21 protein-coding genes are annotated in these 25,945 nt (G+C 71.8%); 13 read left to right on the top strand and 8 right to left on the bottom strand.

Annotated elements, in window-relative coordinates:
• Positions 1-78: 78 nt before the first annotated feature.
• Positions 79-711, bottom strand: coding sequence for a precorrin-8X methylmutase (locus tag IE239_RS02330; protein WP_190147518.1), 633 nt, complete (start codon positions 709-711; stop codon positions 79-81).
• Positions 712-1,060: 349 nt separating this feature from the next.
• Between IE239_RS02330 and IE239_RS02325 the strand changes: the two genes are divergently transcribed.
• The 9 genes from IE239_RS02325 (at position 1,061) to IE239_RS02295 (ending at position 12,006) form a co-directional block, all read left to right on the top strand.
• Positions 1,061-1,813: a TnsA-like heteromeric transposase endonuclease subunit gene (locus IE239_RS02325; RefSeq protein ID WP_229877713.1), complete on the top strand. Its 753-nt coding sequence runs from the start codon at positions 1,061-1,063 to the stop codon at positions 1,811-1,813.
• On the top strand, positions 1,810-3,156 hold the full coding sequence (locus IE239_RS41740; protein WP_229877711.1) for a COG3415 family protein: 1,347 nt from the start codon (positions 1,810-1,812) through the stop codon (positions 3,154-3,156). The genes IE239_RS02325 and IE239_RS41740 overlap by 4 nt, the downstream gene beginning before the upstream one ends.
• Positions 3,153-3,989 (top strand): hypothetical protein, encoded by an 837-nt coding sequence (locus IE239_RS41735; protein ID WP_229877709.1) that lies wholly within the window; start codon positions 3,153-3,155, stop codon positions 3,987-3,989. Before IE239_RS41740 ends, IE239_RS41735 begins: the two co-directional genes overlap by 4 nt.
• On the top strand, positions 3,986-5,122 hold the full coding sequence (locus tag IE239_RS02315; RefSeq protein ID WP_190147517.1) for an AAA family ATPase: 1,137 nt from the start codon (positions 3,986-3,988) through the stop codon (positions 5,120-5,122). Before IE239_RS41735 ends, IE239_RS02315 begins: the two co-directional genes overlap by 4 nt.
• A complete protein-coding gene (locus IE239_RS02310; RefSeq protein ID WP_190147516.1) occupies positions 5,119-7,713 on the top strand; it encodes a TniQ family protein in 2,595 nt (864 codons plus the stop codon). Before IE239_RS02315 ends, IE239_RS02310 begins: the two co-directional genes overlap by 4 nt.
• 278 nt (positions 7,714-7,991) lie before the next feature.
• On the top strand, positions 7,992-8,597 hold the full coding sequence (locus IE239_RS02305) for an ABC transporter ATP-binding protein (RefSeq protein WP_190147515.1): 606 nt from the start codon (positions 7,992-7,994) through the stop codon (positions 8,595-8,597).
• Positions 8,594-9,433, top strand: coding sequence for an ABC transporter permease (locus IE239_RS41730; protein ID WP_229877708.1), 840 nt, complete (start codon positions 8,594-8,596; stop codon positions 9,431-9,433). Before IE239_RS02305 ends, IE239_RS41730 begins: the two co-directional genes overlap by 4 nt.
• The gene (uppS, locus tag IE239_RS02300) at positions 9,385-11,184 is read left to right on the top strand and encodes a polyprenyl diphosphate synthase (protein ID WP_229877706.1); all 1,800 of its coding nucleotides are present in this window, start codon (positions 9,385-9,387) and stop codon (positions 11,182-11,184) included. The genes IE239_RS41730 and uppS overlap by 49 nt, the downstream gene beginning before the upstream one ends.
• A 222-nt stretch (positions 11,185-11,406) precedes the next feature.
• On the top strand, positions 11,407-12,006 hold the full coding sequence (locus IE239_RS02295) for a hypothetical protein (protein ID WP_190147514.1): 600 nt from the start codon (positions 11,407-11,409) through the stop codon (positions 12,004-12,006).
• A 1,152-nt stretch (positions 12,007-13,158) separates the two neighbouring features.
• Here the strand turns inward: IE239_RS02295 and IE239_RS02290 are convergent.
• Positions 13,159-14,319, bottom strand: a complete 1,161-nt coding sequence (locus IE239_RS02290; protein WP_190147513.1) for an aromatic acid exporter family protein — start codon at positions 14,317-14,319, stop codon at positions 13,159-13,161.
• Positions 14,320-14,674: 355 nt separating this feature from the next.
• Between IE239_RS02290 and IE239_RS02285 the strand changes: the two genes are divergently transcribed.
• The gene (locus IE239_RS02285; RefSeq protein ID WP_190147512.1) at positions 14,675-15,577 is read left to right on the top strand and encodes a Rieske (2Fe-2S) protein; all 903 of its coding nucleotides are present in this window, start codon (positions 14,675-14,677) and stop codon (positions 15,575-15,577) included.
• A 240-nt stretch (positions 15,578-15,817) separates the two neighbouring features.
• On the opposite strand, the gene IE239_RS02280 is transcribed toward IE239_RS02285, so the two are convergent.
• The 3 genes from IE239_RS02280 to IE239_RS02270 are packed head-to-tail and all read right to left on the bottom strand — an operon-like array spanning position 15,818 to position 17,654.
• Positions 15,818-16,510 (bottom strand): phosphatase PAP2 family protein, encoded by a 693-nt coding sequence (locus IE239_RS02280; RefSeq protein ID WP_190147511.1) that lies wholly within the window; start codon positions 16,508-16,510, stop codon positions 15,818-15,820.
• Positions 16,507-16,953: a hypothetical protein gene (locus tag IE239_RS02275; protein ID WP_190147510.1), complete on the bottom strand. Its 447-nt coding sequence runs from the start codon at positions 16,951-16,953 to the stop codon at positions 16,507-16,509. The genes IE239_RS02280 and IE239_RS02275 overlap by 4 nt, the downstream gene beginning before the upstream one ends.
• Positions 16,950-17,654 (bottom strand): DedA family protein, encoded by a 705-nt coding sequence (locus tag IE239_RS02270; RefSeq protein ID WP_190147509.1) that lies wholly within the window; start codon positions 17,652-17,654, stop codon positions 16,950-16,952. Before IE239_RS02270 ends, IE239_RS02275 begins: the two co-directional genes overlap by 4 nt.
• Before the next feature lie 135 nt (positions 17,655-17,789).
• Between IE239_RS02270 and IE239_RS02265 the strand changes: the two genes are divergently transcribed.
• Together IE239_RS02265 and IE239_RS02260 are read left to right on the top strand one after the other, a co-directional pair.
• Positions 17,790-18,167 carry a BlaI/MecI/CopY family transcriptional regulator gene (locus IE239_RS02265; RefSeq protein ID WP_190147508.1) on the top strand — a complete coding sequence of 126 codons (378 nt, stop codon included), beginning with the start codon at positions 17,790-17,792 and terminating at the stop codon, positions 18,165-18,167.
• Complete coding sequence (locus tag IE239_RS02260) at positions 18,164-19,093, top strand: M48 family metalloprotease (protein WP_190147507.1); 930 nt, start codon at positions 18,164-18,166, stop codon at positions 19,091-19,093. The genes IE239_RS02265 and IE239_RS02260 overlap by 4 nt, the downstream gene beginning before the upstream one ends.
• An 84-nt stretch (positions 19,094-19,177) precedes the next feature.
• Here the strand turns inward: IE239_RS02260 and IE239_RS02255 are convergent, their stop codons facing one another.
• Complete coding sequence (locus IE239_RS02255) at positions 19,178-20,308, bottom strand: magnesium and cobalt transport protein CorA (RefSeq protein WP_229877752.1); 1,131 nt, start codon at positions 20,306-20,308, stop codon at positions 19,178-19,180.
• A 278-nt stretch (positions 20,309-20,586) separates the two neighbouring features.
• Here IE239_RS02255 and IE239_RS02250 point away from each other — a divergent pair, with 278 nt between their 5' ends.
• Entirely contained in the window at positions 20,587-21,702 is a 1,116-nt protein-coding gene (locus IE239_RS02250) for a winged helix DNA-binding domain-containing protein (RefSeq protein ID WP_190147506.1), read from the top strand.
• 165 nt (positions 21,703-21,867) lie between these two features.
• Here IE239_RS02250 and IE239_RS02245 read toward each other — a convergent pair whose 3' ends face one another.
• Together IE239_RS02245 and IE239_RS02240 are read right to left on the bottom strand one after the other, a co-directional pair.
• The gene (locus tag IE239_RS02245; RefSeq protein ID WP_190147505.1) at positions 21,868-22,659 is read right to left on the bottom strand and encodes a S1 family peptidase; all 792 of its coding nucleotides are present in this window, start codon (positions 22,657-22,659) and stop codon (positions 21,868-21,870) included.
• A gap of 314 nt (positions 22,660-22,973) precedes the next feature.
• Positions 22,974-25,805: a helix-turn-helix transcriptional regulator gene (locus tag IE239_RS02240; RefSeq protein WP_190147504.1), complete on the bottom strand. Its 2,832-nt coding sequence runs from the start codon at positions 25,803-25,805 to the stop codon at positions 22,974-22,976.
• Positions 25,806-25,945 lie beyond the last annotated feature (140 nt).

The raw sequence follows: 25,945 nt of genomic DNA, 5'->3' as shown, positions 1-25,945 counted from the left end.
CGATGCCGTCCAGCCTCGCGCCGCTGCTGACGTTCCACCTGCCTCGCGCCCCGCCGACGGTTCAACCCGCTCCGTCGCTCACTCCTCCTCGCAGGCGAGCGCGTTCACGGCGGCGGCGGCCATGGCACTGCCGCCCCGGCGCCCGCGCACCGTCAGATACTCCAGCCCGGACGGGGCGGCGACCAGGGCCTCTTTGGACTCGGCCGCCCCGACGAACCCGACCGGCACACCGATCACGGCGGCGGGCCGGGGTGCGCCTTCCTCGATCATCTCCAGGAGACGGAAGAGGGCGGTCGGCGCGTTGCCTATGGCGACGACCGAACCCGCCAGCCGGTCCCGCCACAGCTCCAGCGCTGCGGCGCTGCGCGTGGTGCCGAGCCGCGCGGCCAGAGCGGGGACGGCCGGATCGGACAGCGTGCAGAGCACGTCGTTGCCGGCGGGGAGCCGACTGCGGGTCACCCCGCCGGTCACCATCCGGACGTCCGTGAAGACGGGCGCGCCGGCCCGCAGGGCCTCACGGGCTCGGGCCACCACACCGGGCGTGTAGGCGAGGTCGCGGACGAGATCGACCATTCCGCAGGCGTGGATCATCCGGACCGCCACCTGTCCGACGTCTGCGGGGAAGCCCGCGAGGTCCGCCTCCGCACGGATGGTGGCGAAGGACTGGCGATAGATGGCCGCGCCGTCCTTCTCGTAGTCGTAGCTGGTCACGGTGCTCGTCTCGCTGCTCTCGGGTGGTCGGACCGCTCTTGCGGGGGCCTGCGGATCGGCGGCCGGGAGTGGCTGCCGTGGACATGACGGCGAGCATACTCAACCGGCTCTGGCCCTGGCTCTGGCCTGGTCCTGGCCCGTCGGCCGCTGGAGAGGATCGAGGACGCGGAGGACGGCCGGAGCGGCTGTTCGCTTCCCTTGACGCCTACGCACCGGGTCGGCCGGCGCCCCGGCGCCGAGGGTGTAGGTTCCGCGAACCGATGCACACTGTACCCGTGAGATGCGCACCGGATGCGCAATTCCAGGGATCTGTGCGCACTGACTCCGCACGGTAACTAGCTTCCGGCCTATGGCCATTTCGAGTCCAGCCCGGGTCCGCGGGAAGTACAAGCAGCCGATGGCGTCGGTGCGTTACGACGACGCGTCGGTGCGCCAGGTCCCGTTCAAAGACCTGCGGTTGGCGGATTTCACATGGTCAGTTCCCTGGCGGAAGTTTCGCTCCGTCCACGGCCAAGCGCACTACTCAGGGCGGTACTCGTCGGCAACGATGGCTGGCCCGGTGGTGTATGAGAGCCGCTTGGAGCTGGCACGGCTTCTCCTGGCCGACATGGATCCTGCCGTGCGGGGGATCCATGCCCAGCCGTGTCACCTGACCGCTCGGGTAGGCGATCGAGTACGTCGGCACGTGCCGGACTTCTTGCTGATCATGGAGTCGGGAGCGGTGCGGGTGGTGAACGTCAAGCCTGCAGACCGGCTCACGGACCCCGAGATTGCGGAGGCGCTGGCTTGGCCGGGTGACCTGGTCGAACGGCACGGTTGGGAGTACGAGATCTGGTCCGGCGCGGACCGGGTGGTCTTGGAGAACGTCCGGTTCCTGGCGGCCTACCGTCGCCCGGGCGTGGTGCCGGAGGCCGAGATCGAGCGCGCTTGGGAAAGCGTGCAGGACGGTGACCGACTCGGTGTCGCCGAGCGACGGCTGGCAGCTGAGCGCCCGGACCACGAGGCGCGACCAGCGCTCTTGGCGCTGGTGTGGTCTGGGCGGCTGACCACTGATTTGTCCCGTCCGCTGAGTGGCGACTGGGTCCTGCGGAGGTCACTGTGAACGCCTGGACAACGACTCTGCGGACTGGTCTGCCACTCGTCTATGACGGCGAGCAGTTCACGATCGCGGAGATCGAGGGCCGCCGCATCCTCCTTCAGCAGATGTCGGCGGAGGGCCGCCCCACGTGGCGGCAGGTCGACTTGTCGGTGTTGCTGGCTCACCCCTCTACCGAGTTCCTGGTGGAGACCTCGCCTGCGGAGCCGGCGGCCGCAGCGTTGCTGGGCGGTCTCAGTAGTGCGGAGGACGACGCGCTCACCGTTCGGTTTCGGCATGTGCAGGAAGTTCGCTTCGGCTTTCAACTCGGTTCTTCCGAGTTGGCTTTGGAGGGTGAGCCGCGGCCGGACTATGCGCCAGGGATGCCTTTGATGCACCGGTACCGGGCAAAGGCCACCGAGCTGGGAGTCGACCCGGCAACGGTCCGGCGATGGGTGTCCAAGGTCGAGCGGGACGGGCCGGCCGGGCTGGTGAGCAAGCGCCAGCCCAAAGGCGTGCTGGACCGGGCCGATCCGCGCTGGTTGGAGATGGCACGCACGGTCATCGGGAGCTTGGAGAAGTCCAGCCGCCCGGTTCGTGGCCTGGTGCTGATGGAGATCGAAGAACGGCTGGCTAAGAAGTACGGCAGTGATGAGGTGAGCATTCCGAAGCAGACCACGGGCTATGCACTGCTGAAGGAACTCGGTCGGGGGACGAACGCGTTCCAGGGCAGTACGAAGGGGAAGCGGTCCATCGCGAACCGTCCCCAGGGGGTCTTCGGCAAGCTGCGGGCGACGCGACCGGGTGAGTACGTCGTGCTGGACACCAACAGCCTGGATGTCTTCGCAATGGAGCCGGTGACCTGCCGGTGGGTGCAGTGCGAACTCACCGTCGCCATGGACCTCTACAGCAAGGTGATCACCGGGTTGCGTCTGACGCCGGTATCGACGAAGTCGACCGACGTGGCCGGTGTCCTGTTCGAGACGATCCGACCGCGGGAGGTGCCGTCTGCTTCAACGGGCGAGCCGCTCCCGTACTGCGGGGTTCCATCCACGGTGGTGTTCGACGCGCAGAAGCTGGTGGACGCGCACGGGCAGCCGCTGCTGCCCGCGGTCGCGGCGGAGACGATCATCTATGACCACGGCCGGATCTACGTCTCGAACCACATCGCGAGCGTCAGCGCGAAGCTCGACATCTCGCTGCAGCCGGCTCGCCCCCATACGCCGACCGACAAACCGGTGGAGCGGTGGTTCAAAACGCTGAACCAGGGGCTTCTGGCTGCACTTCCGGGCTACAAGGGGCCGGATGTGCACAGCCGGGGGGAGAAGGTGAGGCCGAGGCGTACTTCTTTCTGGACGAGCTTGAGATGATCATCCGTGAGTGGATCACTTTGATCTATCACAGGCGGCATCACCGAGGGCTGACAGTCCCGGAAGTCCCGGGTCTGAAGCTGAGCCCGCTGGAGATGTTCGAGCACGGTGTGAACCGGGCGGGGCCCTTGCGCATCCCGTCCAGGCCGAGCCTCGCGTTCGAGTTCCTGGAAGAGGAGTGGCGCCCCATCCACCACTACGGGATGGAGATCAACGGGCTCCGCTACAACGGCGCGGGGCTCGACGACTACCGCAATCGGATCAGCCCGCACCGCGGCGAACACGCCGGGAAATGGCCCCTCGCCGTGGATCGCGCCGACATCAGGAAGATCTACTTCCAGGATCCGAAGCAGTCTCACCTGTGGCACACCCTGGCCTGGGAGCACGCCCCGGCCCTGAACGGGCCTGCCAGCCTGGAAGCGTTGAAGTACGCACGCCGGATCGCGGCCAGCACGCATCGTTTCCCGGACACCAAGCGCGCGCTGATCGAGTTGCTGGAACGCTGGGGTGCCGGGCTGACCGTGGACCGGGCCGAGCGACGTATGGCCGTGCGCCTGTCGCAGGACCGTCGGCGGCTGGTCGGCGAAGGCGACCCCGAAGCCGACGCGATCGCCGAGCTCCCCTCCGTGCGCCGTCTGGCAGCGCTCAGCTCGCCGGACGCGGGAGCCGGCCGTGGGCCGGCACCGGAGTTGCAGGTGGTCGCGCCTGTGGGTGAGGACCTGGGCGGGGACGACGACGAGGACGAGGAGTGTGAGGCAGCCCCGGCAGACGAGGAGAGCGCTGGCCTGGTCGATGAGGATGAGTACTACGCCGACGTCTGGGGGAGCCGTTGAGTACGGCCGACAGTCCCTGGCTGTTCGAGGGCGACGACCGCCAGTATTCGCCCACCCGCCTTCCGGGCTGGCTGCAGGAGGTCAACGGCCCGGACCGCATCCAGCCCGAGCGGCTCACCCGGGCAGAACTCGCCGGACTGTCGCCGCGGGATCTGTTGATGTACAACGATGGCCGGGAGGTCTGGCACGCCAACATCGGCCCCATCGACACGCCACAGCTCCTGGCTCTGCATGCGGACCTGCGCGAGATTATCGAGTCGAATCGGCAGGACGGCGACAAGACCAAGCCGGCCGCCCTGGTCGATGCCCATCCGGGGCTCGGTAAGAGCACGGCGGTGCGCGCCTACGGCTGCGATCTGTTCCGCCGCCAGGTGAGGCTGCGCGGGGCGACCACACTGGCCGGGGACCGGCGGGTGCCGGTGATCTACATCGCGCTGAGCGGCAATACGCAGATCCGCGGTCTGAACGCGGCGATCTGCCGGTTCTACGGGCTGCCCGTCAAGGGGGACGCCGACACGCTGGCCGAGCGGGCCGTGGACGCCGTGCTGTCGATGAAGACCGTCGCCATGATCATCGACGACATCCACTTCCTGGCCGGCAGCAAGTCCAACTCCGTCCGCATGGCCAACCAGCTGAAGTACCTCTCCAACGTCTTCCCCCTCACCCTGATCTACGTCGGCGTCGGCGTCCAGGAGCGCGGCATCCTGCACGAGGGCTTCGAACCGAAGAACAGCCCGCTCGCCCAGTTCGGGCGCCGCACCACCGCGCTGACGCTGCCGCCCTTCCAGGTCGATGACGACGAGGGCCGCCATCAGTGGCGCCTGTTACTCAAGACGATCGAGCACAAGCTCGTCCTCGCCGACGCCCATCCCGGCATGCTCGCCGAGGACCTCTCGGACTACCTCTTCGCCCGCTCCACCGGCCACTTCGCCTCTCTCATGGCGCTGATCAACCGCGGCTGCCTGCGCGCGATCCGCACCGGCGCCGAGCGCCTGGATGAGGAGCTGATGAACATGGTGAAGAACGACGCCGCCGCCGAACAGGCCCGCAAGGAACTGCAGGCCGCGATCACGGCCGGTCTGCTGACCACCCGTCCCACCCGCCAGGCCGGCCGGAAGAAGAGGTCGGCGTGAGCACCTGGACGGATGAGCGCATCCCCCTGTTCGTCGCGCCGTCCCCCGGGGAGGCACTGGACAGTTGGCTGGAGCGGTACGCGCACCGACTGCGCACGCACACTGTGGACTTCGCCGATTACCTGGGCCTGTCGCACGCCGCCTTGCGCCGGATGGTGCGCCGCCTCAACGACGACGAGGCCGGCCTGCTCCAGGCCCGCACCGGCGTCGAGGTCGAGCAGCTGCGGTCGATGACTCTGGAGCGCTTCGACGGCTCCCTGGTGCGCATCGCTGCCCAGACCCGGCGTCTGACGGCGCCGGCCCACTGGCGGGTCTACGGCACCACCTCGCGTTACTGCCCCGCCTGCCTGGCAGACGACCAGTGGCGGTGGCAGCTGCACTGGCGCCTGGGCTGGGCCTTCGCCTGCACGCGGCACAACCTGCTGCTCCTGGAGCACTGCCCGGCCTGCGGCAAGCACCCACCGGTGGCCAGTGGCGGGAACCACCGCATGCTGCCCCGCCCGGAAGCCTGCCGCGCCCTGACCGACCGCGGCGGGCGCGGGACGCGCTGCGGGTTCGAGCTGACGAAGGCTCCCGCGGTCGGCCTCCGCGTCGGCGGGGCGGTCCTGCTCGCCCAGGCCCATGTGGACGCGACGGTCATGGCCGATCACCACAGCCCTGCGGCGCTGGAGCGGGCCGGTGAGCTGTCGTATCTGGGCCGTAGAGCTCTGCGCGGCATCCGCATCCGCCCCGAGGACGTCCCCGCCGTCGCCCTGGACATCGTCCACGCTTGCGGACGGGCCCTCGGCGGGGACGAGGCGTCGTGGGAGGTTCATGACGCGCGCAACGTCGCGATCGGGACCGCCCTTGCCGCCATCGCCACCGACCCCGACCATCCCCTCGTCGACGAGGTCTTCGCGTGGATGTGCCTCTCGCCCGAGAAGGAGACCGGCGAGCTGCGCGAGCATCCGACACGGTATCTGCGCAACTGGACGTCCGCGGGCCCGCGCGTCGTCAGGCGCATCCTGGCAGCGTCCGATCCGCAACTCACCCTCAAGGCCCGTCTGCGCTACGGCACCGCCACCGCCGAGCCCGCCGAGCCCCACCTGAACGAGGCCGACATCACTGTGCGGGCGTCCAAGACGCCCGGGATGCTCTGGCCGTCCTGGACGCTGCGGCTGCTGCCGCCCAAGAGCCCGAACCAGCCGCGGATCGCGGGCATCCGACGAGCCTGCGCGAGCCTCATGCTCATCCCCGGCGGCCCGGCCGGGCACCGCCAGGCCGCACGGATCATGGGCAACCCGCAGTTCCGCAGCAACCTGGAGTCGCTGCTGGCATTCGTCGACGCCGATCACATCTGCAGCATCCTGGTGCACTACGCACGCGTTCTCGACGCGCACGAGGTACCGATCGACTACGCACGCCGCCGGGCCCTGTTCGCCGACGAGATGAATCCGTTGCTCCTCGATGAGAACGCCCACTGGCGTCTCTGTAAGAGCCTGGGCACCCGGCAGTTCCAACGAGTTCACCTGGAACGGCTGCGCTGGCAACTGCGGCGGCTGCTGCTCGGGGCCGACCCGCTGCCCGGTAACCACGCACCCGACTGGACACACCGCTTCGCCTACCGGACGCACCCGGAGATCCTCGCCTTCCTCGACGAGCAGGCGCACCGCAACCTCGCCGCCCACCATGTCACCGACGAGCCGGTGACGTGGGAGCCGCCGGCACACTGGCTCGATGACATCGCTCCGCCCCAGCCGCTCGTCGACATCCCCACTGAGTGCGTCCGCGCACTGCTGACCCCCGACTCCACCGCCCGGGACGTCGCCCAGACGCTCGGCCTCACGGTGCACCAACTGCGCCTGCTGATGGAGAACCGCCGTCTGAGCGCCCAGACCCGCCCACACAACAAAGGCAACTACCCCCGCCCGCCGCGGCAGGGCTACCTGGTACCCGACCAGCTGCGCGATCTCTACCAGCGGCAGCGCCTGCAACAGCGGCAGACCGCCGAACTCGCCGGATGCACCCCGTCGATCGTCAAGACCGCGCTGCAGCAGGCGAACATCCCGCTGCGCCCGCGCCGCGCACCGGGCGAACTGAAGCGATCCGTCGACCTGGCATGGCTTCGTACCGAGTACCACGACAAGGGCAGGACGGTGGCGGACATCGCCCGCGAACTGGCCGCACCCGATACGAACGTCTCACAGCTCCTCGACGCGTGGGAGATTCCCCGCCACGCGGCTGGCCACAGTGCGCCCCCAGCGTGGCAGCCCAGCCCCTTCGTCGGCCTCGGCGTCCCGCTGTCGCCGGACATGGAACGGATCAGCACGCGCGCGGGCGCACTGGAAGAACTACGGACTGCCCTGCTGCTTCCCGGGTATCGCACCCGCCGCGCGGCGGCACTCACGCTCGGCATCCCCCGAACCTCCCTCAACGGGCGTCTGAAGAAGCTGGAGACGGCTGCGGGCTTCGCGATCTTCAACCACCGCAAACGGCCGGTCGCCCTGACGGCACGCGGCCAGGCCCTGCTCGACGAAGCACAGCTACTGCTACAGCGTCTCGACCACGAGCGGTCCCAACCACCCGGCCCGGATCGCCCAGATGCGGTCTGATCGCGCCTGACGCCCTGGGGCCGAGCCGGCCGCCGCGAACAGTGGCCAGTCGCGCATCGTCTGTTCGTGCGGAACGCGGGACGGACAGGTCTCGAAGTCCTTCCCCGCCCCTTGGCTGGGCCGCGCTACGCGGCGCGGCCTGGATCCGACGCCAAGCGTCTGGAGCACGGTAGGTCCTGGTCGTACGCAGGTACGACCTGTGTATCTGCCGTCCGGCGTGACCATTGGCTGTCTGTGGCGTTCTTGGTAGAAGACGGGTTCGACCACAGGGGGCGTTGATGAAGGTGGCAGGTATCCATCACGCCTACGGCAGCCGGGCGGTGCTGCGCGGGGTGGACGTCGAGCTGCCGCGTGGCGCGCTGGTCGGCATCGTCGGGGAGAACGGTGCGGGGAAGTCCACGCTGTTGAAGATTCTCGCCGGTGAGCTGCGGCCCGATCGTGGGGTGGTGCGGCATGAGGGTCGGTTCGGGTACTGCCCGCAGCAGGTGGACCTCAACGACGCGTTCACCGTCCGCCAGCATCTGGAGTTCTTCAGGATCGCGTACTCGTTGCCGGACCTGTGCCGGGCTGAGGAGATCATGGAGGCGTTGCGGTTCTCCGAGTTCGCGCAGGAGCGGGTCGGGGTGCTCAGCGGAGGGACCCGGCAGAAGCTCAACCTGGCCCTGGCGCTGATGCACGATCCGGATGTGCTGCTGCTGGACGAGCCCTACCAGGGCTTCGACTGGGACACGTATCTGCGTTTTTGGGAGCTGGCCGCTCAGCTACGTGCCGCTGGCCAGTCCGTGCTCGTGGTCTCGCATCTCGCCTACGACGTGGATCGGCTGGACGTCCTGTGGCGCCTGGAGGAGGGCGTGCTGCGCGCCGGGGCGGCGGTGGCGTCGTGAGCCCTTCCCTGGTCCGGTTCGTCATCGCCACACGGTTCGCGCTGATCGAGCATGTGCGCAACCAGTTCGCCATGGCGCTGGTGATCCTGTTCGTGCCTCTGTGGATCTCGCTGGGGCAGTTCATGATCGTGGACGTGCGGGTGTCGTTCCGGCTTTGGGCCACCGGTCAGAACCTCATCGCCCGCGGTAACGAGCTCACGCAGATCAGCGGTGCGCTGAACGCGGTGACGCTGATCGTCGGGTTCGCGATGTTCTCGGCCACCTTCAGTTCGGGAACCTTCGACCGGCGGCTGGCCATGGCCGGCTACCCCCGCCCCCAGCTGCTGCTGGCAAAGGTCGCCTCCCTCGTTCTGGCCTCGGCCGTCGTCAGCCTCTACGCCACGGTCGTCATGTGCGTGTACTGGTCACCCCGCCAGCCCGTGCTGCTGGCCGTTTCGCTGTTCAGCGCGGCCATGACCTACGGGGCCGTGGGCGTCGCCCTGGGCACGGTGGTGCGCCGCGAGCTGGAGGGCATCTTCCTCGTCGTGATGATCAGCGTCATCGACCTCGCGCTGCAAAATCCTATCGCCAGCAAAGGAGCCGACACCGCCTTGGTGCGTCTGCTGCCTTCCTACGGCGCCATGCAGTCCGCTTCCGCCGCCGGTTTCTCCCACTCCGTTCTCCTGAGCTGCCTGGGCGTGCAGCTGGCCTGGTTCGCCGGTGCGGCCCTTCTCAGCCTGCTCGCCTTCCGTCGGCGCACCCGGTCCGCGGTGACCGGCCAGGTCCCCTCTTCCACCCAAGGAGCACCGTGTTCGCTGCCGACTGCGCGCAGGCCGAGATCCACGACCCGCAGCTGAAAGCCGCGTACAAGGCGTGTCACGATTATCTGCGGACCACCAGGGCCGAGGAGTTCTGGTGTCTGCAGCTGATGCCTTCTGCTCTGCGTCCGGCATGCTGGGCCCTTTTCGCCGCGCACTGCCTTGCCGACGACCTGGCCGACACCACCGAGGGCGACGGTTCCCAGCGGCTGCGGGCATGGCGCGAAGCCCTGGACACCGACCTGCGGCAGGGCACCAGCCAAGACCCGGTGCGCCAGGCGCTGGTGCACACCATGTGGTGCTGGAACCTGAAGGCCGACGCCTTCGACGTCACCTTCACGGCCCTTGAGAAAGACGCCCTGCGGACCGCTCCGGCCGCGGCATCCTGGCAGCAGTGGCGGACCCGCAGCAAGGACACCAATGTGCCCTTCCTGCTGCTGTGCCTGACGATGCTGCGACACGCCGGCCTCGACATCCCTCTCCACCTCACCCGCCTGGACGCCTACCAGCGGCTGTCGGACGGCCTGTTCCTCACCGACTCACTGACCGACCTCGCCGACGACCTCAGCCGCGGCGACATCACCCTTCCCGCAGAGGAACTGCACCGCTTCGGCGCCCGCGAGACAGACCTCCTCCAACGCCGCTGGACCCCCGCCGTCCAGGCACTGATCAGCCACCTCCTGGACACGGCCCGCACCTGGCTGGACCAACCGCAGCTCTGGACCGGTCTGCCGCCCGGCCCCGCCGTCGTCCTGCGCACAGGCTGCACTCTCTACCGCGCCCGCCTGCACGCCGCCGAAAAAGCCGGGCCCACACTGCTGCAACATGCCGCCCGTCCGACTCTCGCCGTCCGCCTGCGCATCACCGGCCCCGGCCGGCTCCTCGCAGCCATCACCTGGCGCCTCTTTCCACTCCCCGAACTACGCACCGCGCCCCCGCCGACCCGCCCGGTGCTCCCCGCTCCCCGGGCCGCTTCCTCCGAGCTCCTGCAACCACCCGAACCGCACGCCGGTGGAGCCCGCCCGCCGGCTCTCCCGGCCGAGCACATGCCGCGGCATGTCGCGATCATCATGGACGGCAACGGCCGCTGGGCCACTGCACGCGGCCTCCCACGCAGCGACGGCCACAAGACCGGAGGGGAGATGCTCGTCGACGTCGTCCACGGCGCGCTGGAAATAGGGCTCTCCCACCTGACCGTGTACCTGCTGTCCACCGAGAACTTGGAGAAGCGCCCGTCGCAGGAGATCGACAAGCTGCTGACGTTCGCACGGGAACAGCTGGAGTCCGGAGACTTCCTGCGCCACGACGTACGGATCCGCTGGGCCGGGCTCCCCGACGGCCTGCCCAGCGACTTCGTCGACCTCCTGCGCACCAACGAAACGGCCACCGAAGATCGCACCGGTCTCACTCTGACGTTCTGCCTCAACTACGGCGGTCGCAGCGAACTCACTCAGGCCGCCGACTCCCTGGCTGGCGCCGCACGCACCGGACAGCTCGAGGGCACCAGGGTGTCGGAACACCTGCTTCGCTCCCATCTGCCCCTGGGTGACCTGCCCGACGTCGACCTCCTGTGGCGCACCGGCGGCGAACAGCGCATCTCCAACTTCCTGCCCTGGCACACCGCCTACGCCGAGCTCCTCTTCACGGACAAACTCTGGCCCGACATCGACCGCCGTGACCTGTGGCAGGCCGTGACCGAATACACCCACCGCTCCCGACGTTTCGGCGCGGTCCTTGTGCCGCAGCCCGCGGAACTCGACCAGGACGCCCACATCGCAAGCCACCGCTAGAACCGCACAGCACAGTCACGGGGCGCGGCCTCACCAACGTGAGGTTCGCCGCGAAGAGGGCACATGGGCGGCCCAGCCACCACTCGCAGTCGCCGAACACGTCTCCACCGGGTGATCTTTCGTGTCCTGTGAGGGCTGGTCGGCGTTCTTTGATCGAGCAGTGGTCTGTACCGGGCCAGCGCTCGCCCCCTGTCCTTCTCGTAAAGGAGCCTGCTGACCGCTATGAACCCCACCCGTATCCTCAAGCGCCCCGCCGTTGCCGCAACGGTCCTCTCCGCGGCGCTCCTGGGCGCGTGCTCCTTCGCCACGACGCCCACGCAGGCGAACGCCCAGTCCGGACCTGTCCTGAACACCTCCCAGTTCCAGACCAAGGGCGCCAGCCTCCAAGCAGCCCCCCTGCCGCCCGCCTGCCAGGAGGCGATCTTCAAGACCGGGGAGAAGTTCCCCACCACCCGCTACGCCATTCCCGACGAGCCGTGGAACGCCTTCCTGGCAGCCGTGGGCAACCTGAGCGAGGAAGAGCAAGCCCTGCTCACCGAGCCCGCGTGCGCGACCTGGAACAAGTGGGCCGTCACCAACGGCCCCGCCGTGACCACCGAACTCGACAACCGCTACCGCAACGCCGCCGCCCCGGCCTGCAACAAGTGGGCCGTCGCCACCCTCGCGACGGTCAAGAAGCACGCCCCGGAGGTCCCCGCCGAGTACGCGGCGCAGGAGAAGCTGGCCAAGAAGGTCTGGACGGAAGTCATGACCAAGCTCTCCACCACGGCCGCCGACCCCGCCTGCCGCGCGTCCTACAACACCGCCAAGGCAGGCTGGTAAACACCCCGCACCGGCGGTACCCACAGCACGTGAGACACCGCCCGGCGGCAGCCCGGGAAGCAGAACGCCCGGCTGGGCAACCAGTCGGGCGTTCTGCTGAACGTGCGTTCCGTAACCCGGCAACGTCGGCGACGCTTGCCAACAAACATGCAGCCCGGTCAAAGACTGGCCTGATCAGCTGTTTCGGGCTCCGGCTCGGACGATCACCCCGGTCCCGGACCGTTCTGATCGCTCCGAACCGCCGAGCGAGCTGAGCGCGGAAAAGAGACCCAGAGGAATGGACCTGGCCGCAGTACCCCATCGGTGATGCGGACCCTGGACCTGGGGAAAGCCAGCACCATCATCCGCTGCTCCCCAGACACGACCGCGGCCCCCGAAGCGGCCGGTTCCCCGGCCGGATAACCTCCCGTCACCTACGGCGGGCGGAGGGCCTACCCCCTGCACCGTCACCCTCGTACCGCTCCTCCTGGAACGCGGCCACACCACGCCAAGGTCTGCCCGCGTCGGAGTCCCCACCCTCGGTGGCCAGTGACGCGACGCTGCTCCGCGTGCTGCAAGAGCTCGGCCACCATGAGCCGCTTGTGCGGGATAACGGCGAACTGCAGGTGGAAAGGCCGTGCGGCCGCACGGCGGCACCCTCCTGCGCCGAGCGCGCGGGGCAACATAGCCGACGATCGCCGGTTAGGGTAACCGGCCCTTCTCGCGACCATTGATGCATCCCATTCGCCCTCCCGCTGAGGCATCACTCTTGTCGCAGAACCCATCCAACCGCAAAAGTGCGCAACCACAGAGCGTAACTATGACCCGCCCTCGCCAGCACCATTCTGCTCATGATCAGCCGCACGAAACAGTGCCCATCTCGCGCGGAACGAACGAAAGCGCTGAGCCCACTGCTCACGGCACTGCGGAACCTACAGAGGGTCCGGGGAGCCGTGGGTCCGAGAGTCCGGGGGCCGAGGGCCGGGCAAGTCGGCCGGCCGGAGACCTCCTGCGGGTCGACGGGGCACGCTCGTGCCGGACCCGGGTTCCACCCGGCAGGGCTTTGAACCAGGGTTCCCCACCAGGGCGCCACCAGGGCCCGGCCGGAACTCGGCCGAACTCCGGGCCGGAACTCCGGCCGGGGCTCCTCACGTTGCCCGCGGGGCGGATCCGTCAGTCCTGGGCGAGCAGATCGGCCAGGCGGTGTGCCTGGGCCAGCAGCGTCCCGTAGGTCACCAAAGCGTCCGGGTCGTCGGGCACGGCCCCCGGAAGGCCCCGGCGGAAGTCGTCGAGCGTGCGCTGCAGCCCGGTGACCGCCTCGCGCAGTTCCTCCGCGGCGTCGTCGTGGCCGCCCGGGACCCCCGGAGCGGCCAGGGTCCCGCCGTACAGCCGGACGGCACGCGCGGTGTGACGCAGGAACTCGGCGTACGCCCGTGTGAGGCCCGGGGCCGGCCGGGCCGCCCTCCCGCTCTCCGCGATCTCCCGTACCGTCCGGGTCACGCCCGCCGTGTGCAGGGCGACGTACTCGAGCACGCCCAGCGCGTCCGCGTGCGCGTCGTCACCCGGAAGACGCGGACGGGCACGGCGTCCCCGCGGGTTGCCGCGCAGGCTCTCCCGGCTCCAGCCGATCGCCGAACGGGCCTGGTCGACCAGGCGGCCCAGACGCAGGGCGCGCTCGTGCCATTCCCCGACCGGCAGGCCGTCCCACTCGCCGCCGGTCAGACCGTCGGCCACCGCGTCGAGGATCTCCTGCGCCTCTGCGGCCGCGTCCTCCAGCGCGGCGCGGGCGTCGCGCAGATACACCGGAGGCCGGATCAGCACGTTGACGGCCACGCCGACCACCGCGCCGAATACGGCCTCCGCGATGCGCGCGGCCGACGCGGCGACCGTCACCGGGCCACCGGTCAGCACGAACAGCGCACCGGTGGCGGCGTAGACGCCCTGGCTTCCCAGCCGCCGCCACTGCCCCAGCAGCAGCACGGCCGGAAGGACCAGGGCCATCGTGATCATCGTGCCGTCCAGCAGCAGCGCCACGGCGGTGGCCACCGCCGTCCCCACCGCGATCGCGGCGAGCTGCTGCAGCCCGTGCGCGACCGACCGGTACACCGTCGACTCCACCAGCACGACCGCGACCCACGGGGCCACGAACGCCATCGGCGCGGCCAGCCACCAGCCCACGACCGCCCACGCGACCCAGGCGGCCAGCGCCGCTTTGCCCGCCTGCACCGCCAGATCCCGCTCACGGCCCGGTCCTGCCCACGCCCGCCGCACCGCCGGCACGGCCGCGCCGACGGAGCGCCGGACCGGCAGGACCGCCTGTCGCATCCACTCCATGGGGAAGCAGGTGCCACGCCGGAAGCACTGTGCACCTGCCGGCGACGACTTCGTCCGGATCGGCGGGCTACCCGCCCCGCCCACGTCGCGTGGCCGGGGCGGCCGTCGGTGCGTTCGCTGCGCTGAGCACACCGTCCACGGTGCGTCCGGGTGGCGGTTCCGCGGTCCGCGGTCCGTCGGTGCCGTCGCTCCTCGCACGGCGACGGTTCCGCGCGCCGTGTCGGTAGCCGCGCCCCGATGCTGGGTCGCGACGTCGGGTCGCCGACGGAGGGGCCGGGAACGGCCCCCGTGCGTCGGTCCGCTGCTGCCGTCGACGGTTCGTTTGCCGTGGGAGCTGAGGGGGACCCGGCTGCTCATGAGCACTGTGTCTCCTAGCCCCCGGTCAGGACAGAACCGAGCGCAGCGACTGCTGGACCGCCTCGAACGTGATCCCCGGGCCGACGCGGTCATCGACGCGCTCGCCGCGGGTGTCCGCGCCCTGCCGCTGGGACGCGGCCGGGACGTGCTGCACGGCAGGTGGCTGGGCCACCCGGTGCATCCGCTGCTGGTGCAGGTGCCCGTCGGCAGCTGGCTGTCCGCGGCGGTGCTGGATCTGCTGCCCGGCCGCTCCCGCGGCGCGGGCGTCCTCGTGGGCGTCGGACTGGCGGCGGCCGTGCCCGCCGCCCTGACCGGCGCGGCCGACTGGGCGGAACTGCACCACGAGCAGCAGCGCGTCGGGCTGGTGCACGCCGTGGCCAACACGACCGCCGTCGGTCTGTACGCGGCCTCCCTCGTCTGCCGGCTCAGGGGGCGCGCGGCGGCGGGGCGGACCTTCGGGTTCCTGGGGCTGACGGCGGTGGGAGTCGGCGGCATGCTGGGCGGCCATCTGGCCTACCGGCAGGCCTCGGGCGCCAACCACGCGGAGGAGGTCGCGCACCTCGTCGGCGAGGGCTGGCACCGCGTCGGCGGGGCGGCCGACTTCCCCGTCGGCCGGGCGGTACGGTGCATCGTGGACGACGTGCCGATCGTGGTGGTGCACCAGCCGGACGGGGAGGTCCACGCGCTGGCCGACCGGTGCAGCCACCTGGCCGGGCCCCTGTCCGAGGGCACGATCGCGGACGGGTGCGTCGCATGCCCCTGGCACGGCAGCGTGTTCAGGCTCTCGGACGGCTGGAACGTACGCGGGCCGGCCACCGCGCCCCAGCCCGCCTTCGACACCCGGATGGTGGACGGCCACCTGGAGGTGCGTCTCTGCCGGCACGACCAGGAAGACGCGTAGGACCGGGGAGAGACGAGCTGCTGACCTGCCCGTTCTGTCCGAGCGTATGGGTGGTCTCGACCCTGGCTGCCGACGGGCTCATCGGCGCCCGGGACGTGACCGGGATCCGGACCGTGATCGGGAACGGGGCCCTGTCCGCGCGACCGTGGTGGGGTGGCCTTGCGGCTCGCCGTTCGAGCCGCACTCTCCACCTGCACCCCCGGGAGGTACCCCCGAGAGGGTGAGCCCGAGGGGTTGGGCTCACGGCGCAGTCGTGTCCGTCGCGCCCGTCGGCCCTGTCCCCTCCGGGCTCCATCTCTCCGGCAGCCACCGGGCCGCGGCGCCCAGGCACAGGCTCAGCCAGCCGAGGGCGAAGAGCCAGCCGCCGACGACGTCGGTGAACCAGTGCACCCCGAGGTAGACGCGGCTCAGCCCGACCAGCACGCCCCAGCAGCCGATGCCCAGGGCGAGCACGCTCCAGCCGTGCGGGGCGCGGATGCGCAGGGCGATGACCAGCAGCCCCGCGGCGAGAGCGGACGTGGTGGCGTGGCCGGACGGGAAAGCCCACCACGAGGCGTGCGTCGCCCAGTCCGCCAGGGGCGGCCGGGGCCGGGCGACGAGCGTCACCACCGCGTAGCGCAGCGCCTGGCCCGCTCCCAGGCAGACCAGGCAGAGGGCGACGGCCGCGGCGCGCCGACGCGGGGTGCGTCCCGCGACGAGCCCGGCCAGCACGGCCAGCGCGAACGGGACGACACCGGTACCGGTGGCGGTCACCCCGCGGACGAACGCCACCGCCACGTCCGGCCGGTGGCCGACGGACCAGGAGGCGAGCGAGGCGTCCGTGAACAGCGGCGCGCCGTCGTGACCCACCACGACCATGGTGAGCACGCCGAACGCCACCCAGGCGCCGAGGCCGCAGCCGACGGCCAGTTCGGCGAGGTCGCCGCGTTTCACGGGATCACCGCCGGCAGCGGGCGCAGGCGGGCGGCGACAGGCCGCGGGACCGGGGCCTGCGCCCGCCCGCGCCGCGGCGAGGACATGGCGAGCAGCCCGGTGGGCGCCGTCGTGAACGCGGCGGGGCCCACCCGTCGGGCGCGCCACCGGTCGTACGTCATGAGCGCGCCGAACAGGGTGAACGCGTGCTCGTGCATCGGCACGGCCGGCGCCGTGCCGTGCGGCCGCCCCGGAGCGTGCCGGGCCGGATGCGCCACGTCGGTACAGGCCTCGCCGTCGATCGAGGCGCCGTCGGCCGGCGCCTTCCTGCTCGGGCAGCCGCTCACCGGGCAGCCGCTCACCGGGGAGCCGCTCACCGGGCAGCCGCTCACCGGGGAGCCGCTCACCGGGGAGCCGCTCACCGGGCAGCCGCCGGCCGACGGGCCGGCGAGGGCGGGCGTCATTCGCGTGCCCCCTTCGTCGCAGCCGCAGCCGCAGCCGCAGCCGCAGCCTTCGCCTTCGCGGCCCGGCGTGAGCGGTGCAGCTCGGAGGCGACCGGGATCAGCGACACGGCCACGATCACCGCGACGATCGGCAGCAGATACCGGTCCACGTTCGGCACGGAGGAGCCCAGCGCGTATCCGGCCAGCGTCAGGCCCATGCTCCACACCAGCCCGCCGGTCACCTGCCACACGGTGAACGTCCGCACCGGTACCCGCAGGGCCCCGGCCATCGGGTTCAGGACCGTGCGCACCACCGGAACGAACCGGGCCAGAAAGATCGCCTTGGCGTAGCCGTAGCGCTCCAGGAGCTCGTCCGCGTGTCGCGCCCCCTCGTGCAGTCGGGCCGAGCGGCTGCGGGCCAGCAGCGTGCCGCCCGCTCTGCGGCCCAGGAGATATCCGCACTGCGCGCCCGCCAGCGCCCCCGCCGCCGCGGCCACCAGCAGCGGGGCGAGCGACAGCTTCAGGCCGCGGTCGGCGGCGCCCGTGCACAGCAGGCCGGCCGTGACCAGCAGCGAGTCGCCGGGCAGGAAGAAGCCGATCAGCAGCCCGGTCTCGGCGAACAGCACCACGCCCACGCCCAGCACGCCGAAGGCGGACAGCAGTGACCGGGCATCCAGCACGTCGACCGCGAGCTGCGACGATAGATGCATGGCTGTGGTCATCGTCGGGAGCCCCCTCATCCTTCTTGCGGACCGCCGGACATGGCGCAACGCTGGCGTGGCGGCATCCGGCGACTGACTACAATCATGTAGACGGTCTACTGCACTGTAGACGATGGCGGAGTGAGGAACGTTCCCATGACCGATGCCGATGCGCGGGACGAGAGGCGGCCGGCCGGCGAGCTCGAGGCCGCCGTCATGGCGGCGCTGTGGGCAGCCGGGGCCCCGCTCACGCCCGGCCTGGTGCAGACCGAACTCGGTTCCGGTCTGGCGCGGACCACGGTGGCGACGATATTGACCCGGCTGCACGAGAAGGGCGTCGTCAGCCGTGAGCGGCAGGGCCGCGGCTACGCCTACTTCCCCGTGCAGGACGCTCCCGGCCTGACGGCCCGGCGCATGCACTCCGAGCTCGACCGCGACGCCGACCGGGAGACGGTCCTGGCCCGCTTCGTCGCCCAGCTCAGCCCCGGCGACGAGCAGTACCTGCGCCGCCTCCTCGAAGGGGACGAGCGGTGACCGCCCTGCTGCTCGTGCCGCTGCTCGTGCCCTTCCTCGCGCCGCCCCTGGCCCGCCGCGCCGCCGACCGCCTGGCCCCCGCGACGGCGCTGTGGGTCCTCACCGCCTCGGCCCTGGCGCTGGCGGGGGCCTGTGTCGCCGCCCTCGGGGCCCTGATCCTGACCGGGCTGCTCACCCTTCCCGCGTTCGCCGCCCTCGGCGAGCTCGTCCACCCGCTGCGCACCCCCGCGGACCATGTCGTCCTCCCCGCGGCCACGGCGGCCACCGGGGTGCTCACGCTCAGCGCGTGGACCCTCGTACGCTCGGCGCTGCGGCAGACCCGCGCCTTCCGCACCGCCCGCACGCAGGCTGGCCGTCGCCCCGCCGCCGGCGACCTGTGCGTGATCGACTCGCCCCACCCGGACGCGTACGCCCTTCCCGGACGGCCCCACCGCATCGTCGTCACCACCGGCATGCTGCGCAGTCTCGGCCCGGCCGAACGCGAGGCCCTGTTCGCGCACGAACGCGCCCACAACCGGTCCGGCCACCACTACTTCCTGGCCGCGGCCGAGCTCGCCGCCCACGGCCATCCCGCTCTGCGCGCCACCCGCGACGCCATCCGGCTCGCCGCCGAACGTGCCGCCGACGAGGCCGCCGCGGAAGTCGTCGGCGACCGGCGGCTGACCGCCACGGCCATCGCCCGCGCCGCCCTCGCCGGTCAGGCCTCGCCGACCACCCGCCCGGCCTTCGCGCCCGCGGCGACGACCGGTCCGGTGCCCCGGCGCGTCGCCGCCCTGCTCGAACCGTCCCGGGGGCGCTCCCGTGCCACGCGCCGTACCGCGTCGCTCCTGGTGGCCTGCACGGTCCTGTCCGTCGCCGCCGGGACGGCCGGCGTGGCCGACTTCCACCACCGGGTCGAGATCGCCCAGGGCGAGGAGAGCCCGTGACCGCGGGGCGGCGCGCGAGCGGGTCGGCCGCTCGGCGCCCGCCGAGCCGTGCGCCGAGCGACCCGGTCGTTCAGAGCCGGCCGTTCAGAGCCAGTCCCGCCGTTTGAAGACGAAGTACAGGCCGGTGCACACCACCGCCATCAGGGCGATCGCGAAGGGATAGCCGAACACCCAGCGCAGCTCCGGCATGTGCGTGAAGTTCATCCCGTAGATCGTCCCCACCAGCGTCGGCGCGAACAGGATGGCCGCCCAGGACGAGATCTTCTTGACCTCCTCGTTCTGCTCGAACCCGGCCTCCGCCAGCGCCCGCATCTCCGCGTTCTGCTGCTGGGTGACGAGGGTCGCGTTCACCGTGAGGATCTCGGTGAGGGCCTGGCGGAACCCGTCGACGCGTTCGCTGGTGTGCGTGACGTGGTCGGCGACGTCGCGCAGGTAGCGCTGGAGCTCGTCGTCCGTGCCGTACTTGGAGAACCCGGCCATCAGACCGTGCAGCATTCCGACCAGCGGGCGGGTGGCGCGCTGGAACTCCACCATCTCGCGGGAGAGTTCGTAGATCCGGCGGGAGACCTCCGGGTCGCCGCGGAACACCTCGGTCTCGATCTCGTCGATGTCGTTCTGCACGCCCGACACGACCGGCGCGTAGTCGTCGACCACCGCGTCCAGGATCGCGTACAGGACCGCCTCCGGGCCGAGCCTCAGCAGCTCCGGGGACTCCTCCATGCGCCGGCGCACCGCCGACAGGTCGGGCGCCGCGCCGTGCCGGACGGTGATGACGAAGTCGGGGCCGACGAACACGTGCAGCTCGGCGAAGTCGATCTCCTCGGGCGCGTCCAGGTAGCGGGCGGCCCGCAGGACGACGAACAGGGTCTCGCCGTAGCGCTCCAGCTTCGGCCGTTGATGAGCCTCCTTCGCGTCCTCGACGGCGAGCGGGTGCAGGTCGAACTCGGCGGACAGGGAGCGCAGTTCGTCCTCGGTCGGGCGGGCCAGCCCGATCCACGCCATGCCCGCCGGCTGCTCGCGCAGCGCCCGGTAGGTCTCCGCGAGCGTGTCCGGGGCGACGACCCGGACGCCGTCCCGGTACAGGACGGCCCTGACGACGCCGGCCGTCCCGGACGGGTCCGCGGACGGCGTCGCCGACGGGCGCGGCGGCAGCGCCCCCGGCGCGGGTGCGGGCGGGTTGCGGCGCCAGACGGGCTTCATGGGGCGCTCGGGCATCGCGGCTGCCTCTCGGTCGAGACTGCGGTCGTTGCGGACGTCGTCCGATCCCGGCCGGTCACCGGACCGGTCACGGGGCTGGTCCTCGAGCCGGTCACCGGACCGGTCGCGGAGCCCGCCGACGGGCCGGTCACCGAGCCGGTCACCGGACCGGCCGCCGGGGAGGCCGATCACCAAGCAGGATATAGGGGGCATACGGCGTCGACGCGGGGGCCCGGCCCCGTCCGCAGAGTGCTGTAGGACAGATACTGTCCTCGATCACCGCTAGGTTGCCGTTCATGACGAAGACGACGTCCCCGGCGGCCCCCGTGCTCGGCGTGCGTGCCCTCAACCGGGCCACTCTCGGCCGGCAGCTGCTGCTGCGTCGCTCGCCCCTGTCGGCGGGAGCCGCCGTGCACCATCTCCTCGGGCTGCAGGCGCAGAACGTCAAACCCCCTTACCACGCGCTCGCCGCCCGCCTCGAAGGCTTCGTCCCGGAGGCGCTGTCGGCCCTGATGGCCCGCCGTGAGGCCGTCCGCATCGTCAGCATGCGCTCCACCATCCACACCCACACCGCGGACGACTGCCTGACCCTGCGCCCGTTCGTGCAGCCCGCCCGCGACCGCGAGCTGACGTACTTCCGCAAGGGCCTCGACGGCGTCGACCTCGAACGCCTCGCCGCGCTGGCCCGCGACCTCGTGGAGGCCGAGCCGCGCACGATGGCGCAACTGCGCGAAGCCCTCCGGGCCGTATGGCCCGACGCCGACCCCTCCGCCCTCGCCGTCGCCGCCCGGTGCGGCCTGCCCCTGGTCCAGGTCACCCCGCGCGGACTGTGGGGCAGGAGCGGGCAGGTCGCCCTCACCACCGCCGAACACTGGCTCGGCCGCGCCGCCGGACCCGCGCCCGCGCCCGAGGACGTCGTCCTGCGCTACCTGGCCGCCTTCGGCCCGGCCTCCGTCAAGGACATGCAGACCTGGGCCGGACTGACCCGGCTGCGCCCGGCCTTCGAACGGCTGCGGCCCCGGTTGCTCGTCTTCCGCGACGAGCGGGGCGTCGAACTCTTCGACCTCCCCGACGCCCCCCGCCCCGACCCCGACACCCCGGCCCCGCCCCGCTTCCTCCCCGAGTACGACAACCTGCTCCTCTCCCACGCCGACCGCGCGCGGGTCGTCCCGCCGGAGTACCTGGGCCGCAGCCGGCAGGGCAACCAGGCCCACCGCACCCTCCTCGTCGACGGCTTCCTCGCGGGGGTGTGGAGAACGGAGCCGGACGCCCTGGTCGTCGAGACCTTCGCCGCCCTCACCGCGGCGCAGCGCCGGGACGTCGCCGCGGAGGGCGAGCGGATGCTGTCCGTGCTGTATGCGGGGGAGCCCCGCGACATCCGCTTCGGCCGGGTGAGGGCCGTCGCGCCCTGAACGTCGCGGGCTTCACGCGGGAAGCCCCCGCCGGGCCCGGCGGGGGAGTGGAGAGGAGGCGCTGCGGGCCGCTCGTGGAGGCTCGCAGCGCCCCCTGATCGTTCCCTGAGAGTCCCCGGACGGGTGGGGGCCCTCAGGCGTTCTTCGGGGCCGGCCGTGCGCCGGCTACGAGGTGACCTGCGCGGTCACCAGGCTCGAGAAGGTGGTCAGCCGGGTGTACACACCCGGGTGACCGGCCTCCGCGCAGCCCTCGCCCCAAGAAGTGATCCCTGCCAGGACGCCCCCGATGAGCAGGGGACCGCCGCTGTCGCCCTGGCAGGTGTCTGTGCCGCCGGAAGCGAATCCGGCGCAAACCATGTCGGTCCGGACGAAGTCCGAACCGTAGGAGCTCTCGCAGCTCGCGTCGGACACGACCGGCACGGTCGCGGTCCGCAGCTGCTCGGAGGAGCTGCCGTTCTCCGAGGTGGCGCCCCAGCCGAGGACGCGGGCGGTGGTGCCGGCCGCGTACACCCCGGTCTGCGACGGGGAGACGTACGACGCCGTGGCGTACGGCATCGACGTCGACAGGGTCAGGACGGCCACGTCGTCGCCGTCGGTGGCGTCCGTGTACTCCGGGTCGATCCAGATCCTGCTCACCCGGCGGACCGTGCCGTCGGCGCCGCTCAGGTACGTGCGCCCCCCGACGACACGCACGCTGCTCGTGGTCTCGCCGACCATGCAGTGGGCGGCCGTGACCACCTTGGTCGCCGAGACGAGCGTCCCGCCGCAGAACTGGTTCTGTGAGGCGTCGGTGATCTGCATCATGAACGGGTACGCCGTGGTCGTCGTCGTGGTGCCGCCCACGACCGGCTGCGGCGCTGCGACAGCGGTGGGGGCGCTGAGCAGTGCCGTCGCCGCCGCGACGGCGGTCGCCGCGACCACGGCTGCGTTCTTCTTCACGCGGTTGAGCCCGAGCATGGAACTCCTCGATGGAGAGAGCCGGTGGAGTCGCGCGGGTGTGGGGGTGGGCACGGGGGCCGCGGGACCGGCCCCCGTGTGCCCGGGCGAGCGGCACGTCCCTCACGCTAGGGCTCGGCCACCGCTTGCCCCAATGAGGGAACCCCCTAAGGGAGTTGGGGCAGGGAAAACCCTCGGTCATCCCGGCGGGCCCACGGGCGCGGCCGCGGCCGTCGCCCGGGAACCGCTCGGTGCGCCCGCCGCGCGCGGCGCAGAACCCAGAGAAACCCACTAAGGGTAGGTAGCCGCTGCGGGAGTCCTGTCCCGCGAATTCCTCACTTCGCGTGACGTCCGGCGGCCAGACGGACGATGTCCACCCGCGAGCGGATCCCCAGCTTGCGGTAGACCCGGGTCAGCGTCGCCTCGACCGTCTTGACGCTGATGAACAGGCGCGCGGCGATCTCCCGGTTGGTCGCGCCCTCCATGACGAGCGCGGCGACCTGACGCTCCATCGCCGCCAGCCCCTCCAGCACGTCGGACGGTGGCTGCTGCCGGACGACGACCAGGCGCTGGGCGGCCGCGCCCTCCGCGGCGGCCTCGTCCACCTGACGCAGCCAGGGCAGCGCCCGGCACCGCCGGAACAGCCGCGCCGCCTCGTCGTACGACGTCGGCCCCGGTCCCGTCCCCGGCCGCAGGGTGCGCAGCCGGGCCAGCGCGAACGCCGCCCGCGCCTCCTCCAGGCCGTACCCCAGCTTGGCGAGCCGGTCCTGAACGGACGTCAGCCGGGAGAGCGCCGCCTCGTGGTCGCCGAGCGCCGCCCGCACCATCGCCTCCGAGCGGTCCAGCACGGCCAGCACGCTCTCCCGGTCCAGCCGCAGCGCGTGCTCACGCGTCACGTCGATGACGTCCTGGGCCTCGCCCGGCTCGCCGACCAGCACCAGCGCCTCCGCGAGGTCGCCCTGCCAGCGGCCGCGCGCCGGGTCGGTGATGCGCAGTCCGGCCTCCAGCTCCCTCACCCGGCGCAGCGAGCCGACCGCGCCCGCCGCGTCCCCGGCCACCAGCTGGGCGTGGCCCAGCGCGGCCAGCGCGCGCGAGAGGTACATCTGGTCGCCGTCCTCCCCGGCGCGCCCGGCCGCCTCCCGGGCCAGCGCCAGCGCCCGGTCGACGTCGCCGCCGGATGCCTCGGCGAGGGAGGCCAGCATCGCGGAGGCGCCCAGGCCGATGCCGGAGTCGCGGGCCAGCCGCAGACTCTCGCGGGCCAGGTCCAGGGCGCGTCCGCAGTGCCCGGAGCGCAGTTCCGTCTCGGCGAGGAAGCGCTGGAAGTGCACCTCGCTCTCGACCATGCCGCGCCGGCGCACCTCGCGCAGCAGGGCGGTGATGGTCGAACGGGCCTCGGCCAGCTGGTCGCTCATCATCAGCCAGCGGAACCTGGCGGCGCCGACCCCGTTGTGATGGCAGGCCACATACGGGTCCTGAGGCTCCGTCATCGCCCGCTTGATGGTGGCGGGCGCGTTCGGGTGACCCATCAGGGTCTCGGTGGACGACTGGAAGGACAGCGCCATCAGCTCGGTGCGCCGGTCGCCCCCGCGGGCGGCCAGCTCCGCCGCGTTCGCCGCCTCCTGCCGCGCCTCGGAGAAGTCGCCCTCGACGATCAGCTTGCGCCAGGCCAGGTGGTAGCGGACCAGGGCGAGCAGCCGGGGGTCGTCGCCGGCGTCGGCCAGGGCCTGCGGGAAGACGGCGTCGACGTCGCCGAGCGCCTGCCCGGCGGCCTCGATGACCACCTCCCACGCGCGGATCCGGTCGGCGGGCACGGTGGCCCGGGTCAGCACCTCGCGCGCGATGTCCCGGGCGAGGTCCACCTCGCCGGCGGTGATCGCGTCCTCGGCGGCCTGGAGGCGGTGCCGGTCCGGGGCGGGCGTGCCGTCCGGCGGGGTGTGCCGGGCGGCCAGCAGCCCGAGCGAGGCGGCGACCGAGGGGGCGCCCCGGTCGCGGGACAGCGCGGCGGCCTCGGCGAGCCGGGCGGCCACCTCGGGGTCGGTGCCGGTGGTGGCCAGAGCGAGGTTGCGGGCCCGCTCGATGGGGTCGGAGGCGGCGGTGGACAGCGCGGCGTGCGCGGCCCGGCGCTCCTGCGCGGGGGCCTCCGCGTACAGCGCCGCGGAGATCAGCGGGTGCGCGAACCGCACGGCGGGCCCCTCGGGCTCGGTCGCCAGCAGTCCGAGCTCGGCGGCCCGGGCGGTCTCCGCCTCGGCGTTCTCCCGCCCGGCCGCGTGCAGCAGGGCCAGCGTGGGGCGGGCGCCCGCGCTGGCCACCAGCAGGGTCCGCCGGGCCTCGGGGGAGAGCATGTCGAGGCGGCTGAGCACCAGGGCGCGCAGCGAGGTCGGCACCGGCAGCGGCTCGCCCGGCCGGGGCGGGGTGGTGCTCTCGCCGAGTGCGCGGCCCAGTTCCAGGGCGAACAGGGGGTTGCCGCCGCTGGTGCGGTGGATCTCCCGCATCGTCGAGCGGGGCAGGTCGGTGTAGCCGCGGTGGTCGAGCAGCGCGGAGACCTGGGCGCGGGAGAGCGGGTTGAGGCGGACGGCGAGGGTGTCGGGCGGGGACGCGCGAAGATGGCGGTCGTACTCCTGGCCCTCGGTGCGGACGGCGCAGAGCAGCTGGACGGGGGTGTCGCCGAGACGGCGCGCGGCGAACCCGAGGAGTTCGGCGCTGGCCGAGTCCAGCCACTGGAGGTCGTCGGCGACGAGCAGGACCGGGCCCGCCGCGGCCAGCGCGCGCAGGGCCGACAGGACGGCCAGCCGCAGCGCGAGGCCGTCGCGCTGCAGAGTCGACTCGCCGCGGCCGGTCAGCGCGGACTCCAGGGCGGTGCGCTGGGCCGCGGGCAGCTTGTCCGAGATCTCGTCCAGGACCAGACCGAAGAGGTCCGCCAGGGCCAGGAACGGCAGGTGTGATTCGGACTCGGTCGCCGAGCAGCGCAGCACGGTGCGAGCCGCGTCGCCGTAATCCGCGGCCAATGCCCGCAGCACGGTCGACTTTCCTATTCCGGCCGGGCCGTGCAGCAGCACACTGCCGCCGCGGGTCAGCTGCTCGCGGGCGGCCGTGTACAGCTCGTCCCTGCCGATGACCAGGTCGGGGCGGCATCTGGCAGGCTCCTTGAAGTCCCGTCGCACGGTCACCGCTCCCCTCCGAGTGTCGTGTCCGGGCCAAATTCTAGGCAACGACTCTTTGAAATTCGGAGGCGCGGCGTGGTGAGGGATATAACAACGTGACGTACAGGGAAATTCATGGTGACGGTGAGTGAATAATCGCTTGTCGT

It is taken from the genome of Streptomyces humidus (assembly GCF_014649655.1).
Taxonomy (GTDB): domain Bacteria; phylum Actinomycetota; class Actinomycetes; order Streptomycetales; family Streptomycetaceae; genus Streptomyces; species Streptomyces humidus.
This window is presented reverse-complemented; position numbering and strand designations above follow the sequence as displayed.

Bases quoted from the DNA above. Each gene is read 5' to 3' on its own strand.
- IE239_RS02285 (WP_190147512.1), top strand. From the start codon at position 14,675: ATGAGCACTGTGTCTCCTAGCCCCCGGTCAGGACAGAACCGAGCGCAG.
- IE239_RS02305 (WP_190147515.1), top strand. From the start codon at position 7,992: ATGAAGGTGGCAGGTATCCATCACGCCTACGGCAGCCGGGCGGTGCTG.
- IE239_RS02255 (WP_229877752.1), bottom strand. From the start codon at position 20,308: ATGCCCGAGCGCCCCATGAAGCCCGTCTGGCGCCGCAACCCGCCCGCA.
- IE239_RS41735 (WP_229877709.1), top strand. From the start codon at position 3,153: ATGATCATCCGTGAGTGGATCACTTTGATCTATCACAGGCGGCATCAC.
- IE239_RS02245 (WP_190147505.1), bottom strand. From the start codon at position 22,659: ATGCTCGGGCTCAACCGCGTGAAGAAGAACGCAGCCGTGGTCGCGGCG.
- IE239_RS02250 (WP_190147506.1), top strand. From the start codon at position 20,587: ATGACGAAGACGACGTCCCCGGCGGCCCCCGTGCTCGGCGTGCGTGCC.
- IE239_RS02275 (WP_190147510.1), bottom strand. From the start codon at position 16,953: ATGACGCCCGCCCTCGCCGGCCCGTCGGCCGGCGGCTGCCCGGTGAGC.
- IE239_RS02290 (WP_190147513.1), bottom strand. From the start codon at position 14,319: ATGGAGTGGATGCGACAGGCGGTCCTGCCGGTCCGGCGCTCCGTCGGC.
- IE239_RS02325 (WP_229877713.1), top strand. From the start codon at position 1,061: ATGGCCATTTCGAGTCCAGCCCGGGTCCGCGGGAAGTACAAGCAGCCG.
- IE239_RS02270 (WP_190147509.1), bottom strand. From the start codon at position 17,654: ATGACCACAGCCATGCATCTATCGTCGCAGCTCGCGGTCGACGTGCTG.
- IE239_RS02295 (WP_190147514.1), top strand. From the start codon at position 11,407: ATGAACCCCACCCGTATCCTCAAGCGCCCCGCCGTTGCCGCAACGGTC.
- IE239_RS02265 (WP_190147508.1), top strand. From the start codon at position 17,790: ATGACCGATGCCGATGCGCGGGACGAGAGGCGGCCGGCCGGCGAGCTC.